This window comes from Micromonospora haikouensis (assembly GCF_900091595.1).
GTDB lineage: Bacteria > Actinomycetota > Actinomycetes > Mycobacteriales > Micromonosporaceae > Micromonospora > Micromonospora haikouensis.
The window spans coordinates 1-5,376 of sequence record NZ_FMCW01000074.1 but is presented as its reverse complement, the minus strand read 5'-3'; the positions used below and the strand labels follow the sequence as shown (position 1 = coordinate 5,376).

General features: G+C 74.8%; 2 protein-coding genes. Both read right to left on the bottom strand.

Annotation, left to right across the window (positions count from 1 at the left end):
- Positions 1 to 2,457 (bottom strand): type I polyketide synthase (locus GA0070558_RS32365; protein WP_141722427.1); only part of this gene is annotated, 2,457 nt, incomplete at its 3' end.
- A gap of 45 nt (positions 2,458 to 2,502) precedes the next feature.
- On the bottom strand, positions 2,503 to 5,376 hold a 2,874-nt coding region (locus GA0070558_RS32360; RefSeq protein ID WP_141722426.1), incomplete at its 5' end, for a type I polyketide synthase.

Genomic DNA, 5,376 nt, shown 5'->3' with positions numbered 1-5,376 from the left:
GTGCAAGGTGGTGACCGCATCACCGAACCGGACGGCCTCCCGCACATGCCGCACCCAGTACTCGGGGTCAGTGATCTCCCCCGCCTCGGCCACCCTGCCGGTCACGTTCGACACGACCGGCAACCTCGGCGCACGCCAGTCCAGGCCAGCCAGGACCGTCCGGAACTCGGCGAGCATCGGCTCCATCAACCGCGAATGAAACGCGTGACTGACCGACAGCCGCTTCGCCCGCCAACCCTGCTCGGCACACCGCTGGGCGATCACGTCCAGGTCGGCGACCGGCCCCGACAGCACCACGGACTGCGGACCATTCACCGCCGCCACATCCACACCGTCACCGGCCAACGCACGCACCTCGGCCTCAGGCGCGCCCACCGCCAACATCCCGCCACCAGCAGGCAACGCCTGCATCAACGAACCCCGCGCCGCCACCAGAACGCACGCGTCCTCCAACGACAACACACCCGCCACATAGGCGGCCGTCACCTCACCGATCGAATGACCCACCAGATAGTCAGCCGTCACACCAAACGAGGCCAACAGCTCATGCAACGCCACTTCCAGAGCGAACAGACCCGCCTGCGTGAACGCCGTCTGATCCAACAACCCCGCCAGGTCGGAACCCGGCTCCGCGAACACCACCTCCCGCAAGGGACGATCAAGGCGACCCACGAACAGGGCACACACCCGATCGAACGCCTCCGCATACACCGGGAACCGGTCATACAGTTCACGACCCATCCCCGGCCGCTGCGCACCCTGACCCGTGAACAACAACACCCGACGACCAGACGACACCTCACCCGTCACCAGCCCCGGGGTATCCACGCCGGCCGCCAAGGCATCCAGCCCGGACAGCAGGTCGTCTCGGCCCGTGCCGAGGACGACCGCCCGGTGCTCCAACCCGGCCCGCGACGTCGCAAGCGACCAACCCACGTCGACCAGCGACAACCCAGCCCGCTCGCGAACGGAATCCGAAAGCCGCGCCGCCTGCCCACCGAGGGCATCCGCCGAACGCGCCGACACCAACCACGGCACCACCGGCAACTCGACGACACCAGAGGACTCGGTCGCCACCGACTCCGCCTGCTCCACGACCACGTGCGCGTTCGTCCCCGAGATCCCGAACGACGACACCGCAGCCCGACGCGGCCGACCCACCACCGGCCACTCACGCGACTCCGTCACCAACTCGACCGCACCAGACGACCAGTCCACCTTCGACGACGGCGCATCCACGTGCAGCGTCGCCGGCACCACGCCGTGCCGCATCGCCTGCACCAGCTTGATCACACCGGCGACGCCGGCCGCCGCCTGCGTGTGGCCGAGGTTCGACTTGATCGACCCCAGCAGCAGCGGCGTCTCCCGCCCCTGCCCATACGTCGCCAGCAACGCCTGCGCCTCGATCGGGTCACCCAACGTCGTGCCCGTCCCGTGCGCCTCCACCACGTCCACGTCCAACGGCGACAGCCGCGCCGACGCGAGGGCCTGCCGGATCACCCGCTGCTGCGACGGACCATTCGGCGCGGTCAACCCGTTCGACGCCCCGTCCTGGTTCACCGCGGAGCCCCGCACGACCGCGAGCACCCGGTGACCGTTACGCCGGGCGTCGCTGAGGCGTTCCACGACGAGCATGCCGACGCCCTCGGACCAGCCGGTGCCGTCGGCGCCCTCGGCGAACGACTTGCACCGCCCGTCGGGGGCGAGGCCGCGCTGCCGGCTGAAGTCGACGAACGTCTCCAGGGTGGTCATCACGGTGACGCCGCCGGCCAGCGCGAGGGTGCACTCGCCGGAGCGCAGCGACTGCACGGCGAGGTGCAGCGCGACGAGGGACGACGAGCAGGCGGTGTCGACGGTGAGCGCGGGACCTTCGAACCCGAACGTGTAGGCGACCCGGCCGGAGAGGACGCTGCTGGCGGTGCCGCCGCCGATGAACGCGTCCAGGGTCTCGGGCACCTCGGCCAGCCCGGCGGCGTAGTTGTGGTACATCATGCCGGCGAACACGCCGACGCGGCTGCCGCGCAGGGACAGCGGGTCGATGCGGGCGTCCTCGATCGCCTCCCAGGACGCCTCCAGCATGAGCCGCTGCTGCGGGTCCATGGCGAGGGCCTCGTACGGCGAGACCTTGAACAGCTCCGGGTCGAAGTCACCGGCGTCGTGCAGGAACCCGCCCTCCCGCGCGTACGTGCTGCCCCGGCGCTGCCCGGTCGGGTCGTACGCGGCGTCGGTGTCCCAGCCCCGGTCGGTGGGGAACCCGGTGATGCCGTCGGTGCCGGTGGCGACGAGTTCCCACAGCTGCTCGGGCGAGCGGACGCCACCCGGGTAGCGGCAGCTCATCCCGACGATGGCGATGGGCTCGTGGTTCTTGGCGTCGGCCGCCTTGAGTCGCTCGCTGGTCTCGGCGAGGTCGGCGGTGACGCGCTTGAGGTACTCACGGAGCTTGGCTTCGTTCGCCATCGGGATTCACCTGTCGCGTTGGTCGGCAAGCGGGCGGTACGACGGTCAGGAGCGACCGAACGTGCTGTCGATGAAGTCGAAGAGTTCGTCGTCGCTGGCGTCGTCGATCACCTGGGCGACGCCGGCGGTGTCACCGCTGTCGCCGTCCCAGCGGGTGAGCAGCGCCCGCAGTCGGGCGGCGACGGCGGCGCGGGTCTCCTCGTCGGCGGCGAGTTCGGCGAGGGTGTCGGCGGGGGTCGCGGCGAACGCCGCCTCCAGCCGGTCCAGTTCGTCGAGGAGGGTGGGCGCGGACCGGCCGGGGCCGAGCTGCGTCATCAGGTGCCCGGTGAGCGCCTCGGGGGTGGGGTGGTCGAAGACGAGGGTGGCCGGCAGCGTCAGGCCGGTGCGGGTGGTGAGCCGGTTGCGCAGGTCCACGGCGGTCAGCGAGTCGAAGCCCAGTTCGGTGAAGGACTGGCCGGGGGCGACGGCGGCGGCCGTGGCGTACCCGAGGACCTCGGCGACCTGGCCGGTGACGAGTTCCTCGACGAGCCGCCGGCGCTCGGCGTCGGGGGCGTCGGCGATCCGGTCGCGGAAGTTGCCGGCCGGGGCGGCGGCCCCGGCGGCGTTGCGCCGGGTGCGGACGCCGGCCAGGCCGCGCAGCGGCGCGGGCAGGTGGTCGACGGTGGCGAGGGCACGCAGCGCGGCGAGGTCGAGGCGGACGGGCAGCAGCAGCGGCTGCCGGCTGCTGCGGCTGGCGTCGAAGAGGGCGAGCGCCTGCCCGACCGCGAGGGGGGTGATGCCCTGGCGGGCCATCCGTTCCCGGCGGGCGGTGCCCAGGTCGCGGGTCATCCCGCTGTCGGTTTCCCACAGCCCCCAGGCCAGGGAGGTGGCGGCGAGGCCGGCGGCGCGCCGGTGCTGGGCGAGCCCGTCGAGGAACGCGTTGGCCGCCGCGTAGTTGCCCTGCCCGGGGCCGCCGAGGGGGCCGGCGATGGACGAGAACAGCACGAACATCGGCAGGTCCAGGTGCCGGGTGAGGTCGTGCAGGTGCCAGGCGGCGTCGGCCTTGGGGCGCAGCGCGGCGGCGATCCGCTCGGGGGTGAGGGCGGTGACGGTCGCGTCGTCGAGGACCCCGGCGGCGTGCACGACGCCGGTGAGGGGGTGTTCGGCGGCGACGGTGGCGAGCAGCGCGGCGACCTGGTCGCGGTCGGCGACGTCGCAGGCGACGAAGCGGGCGTGCGCGCCGAGGCGGGTGAGTTCGGCGAGGAGGTCGGCGGCGCCGGGGGCGTCGCCGCCGCGCCGGCCGGCGAGGAGCAGGTGCCGGACCTTGTGGGCGGTGACGAGGTGGCGGGCGAGGAGGCCGCCGAGGGTGCCGGTGGCGCCGGTGACGAGCACGGTGCCGTCGGGGAGGAGGTCGACGGCCCCCGTGGGGTCGGGTTCGGCGGGGGCGAGCCGGGGCGCGAGGAGCCGGCCGGCGCGGAGGGCGAGCTGGGGTTCGTCGCTGGCCAGGGCCCGGCCGAGCAGGTCGGCGTCGACGTCGGGGCCGGCTTCGGGGTCGAGGTCGACCAGCACGAGCCGGCCGGGGTGTTCCAGTTGCGCGGAGCGCACCAGGCCCCAGACGGCCGCGCCGGGCAGGTCGGTCACGTCGCCGGTGGCGGTGGCGGGGACCGCGCCGCGGGTGAGCACGACGAGCCGGCGGTCGGCGTGCCGGTCGTCGGCCAGCCAGCCCTGGACGGCGGCGAGGGTGTCGGCGAGCCGGGCGCGGGTGGCGTCGAGGGGGTCGCCGGGCGGGGTGTCGGCGGCGGGCAGCAGCACGAACCGGGGGTCGAGCCGGCCGGCGTCGGCGAGCGCGGGGAGCCCACCGGGGGCCGGCGCGGCGGCGTCGAGCGCGACGATGCCGGCCGCCGGGCGGGGCGGCAGGGGCAGCGCGGTCCAGCGCAGGTCGAACAGGGGCAGGTCGGCGGGGCCGGTCGGGTCGAGCTGGTCGGCGCCGACGGGCCGGGAGACGAGCGAGTCGACCCGGGCGACGGGCGCGCCGGTGCCGTCGGCGAGGGCGAGGGTGACGGCCGAGCCGGCGCGGGTGACGCGTACCCGAAGGTGGGTCGCGCCGACGGCGGCGAGCGCGACGCCCGACCACGCGAACGGGAGTCGGGCCCCGGCGGTCTCGTCGGCGTCGTCGGCGTCGGTGAGGCCGACGACGTGCAGCGCCGCGTCCAGCAGCGCGGGGTGCAGGCCGAACCCGTCGGCGGCGACGCCGTCGGGGAGCGCGACCTCCGCGAGCACGGCATCGGGGGTACGCCACGCGGCGCGCAGCCCCCGGAAGGTGGGCCCGTGGTCGACGCCGAGGCGGTGGAGCTGGGCGTAGATGGGCTCGACGGGCACGGCGGTGGCGTCGGCGGGCGGCCACTCGGTGAGCGCCTCGGGCGCGTCGCCGCCGCCGGGGGCGAGGACCCCGTCGGCGTGCCGGGTCCAGTCGCCGTGCGGGTCGTCGGCGGGCCGGGAGTGGATGGCGAGCCGGCGGCGGCCGTGTTCGTCGGGGGCGGCCAGGCTGAGCTGCACCGCGCGGGCGCCCTGCTCGGGCAGGACGAGCGGGGCGGCGAGGGTCAGCTCCGCGAGGGTGTCGCAGGCGGCCTGTGCTCCGGCGTGCAGGGCCAGCTCGACGAGCGCGGTGCCCGGCACGACGACGGAGCCCCACACGACGTGGTCGGCGAGCCAGGGCTGGGTACGCACCGACAGCCGGCCGCCGTACCGGCGGGTGTCGTCGTCGGCGGAGACGAGTTCGGCGGTGAGCAGGGGGTGCCCGGCGCTGCGGACCCCGAGGCCGGAGGCGTCGGCCCCGGACGGGCTCGCGTCGAGCCAGTAGCGCTGGTGGTGGAAGGCGTAGGTGGGCAGGTCCACGGTGCGGGGCCGGCCGCCGGTGTGGGTGAACCACGCCGCCCAGTC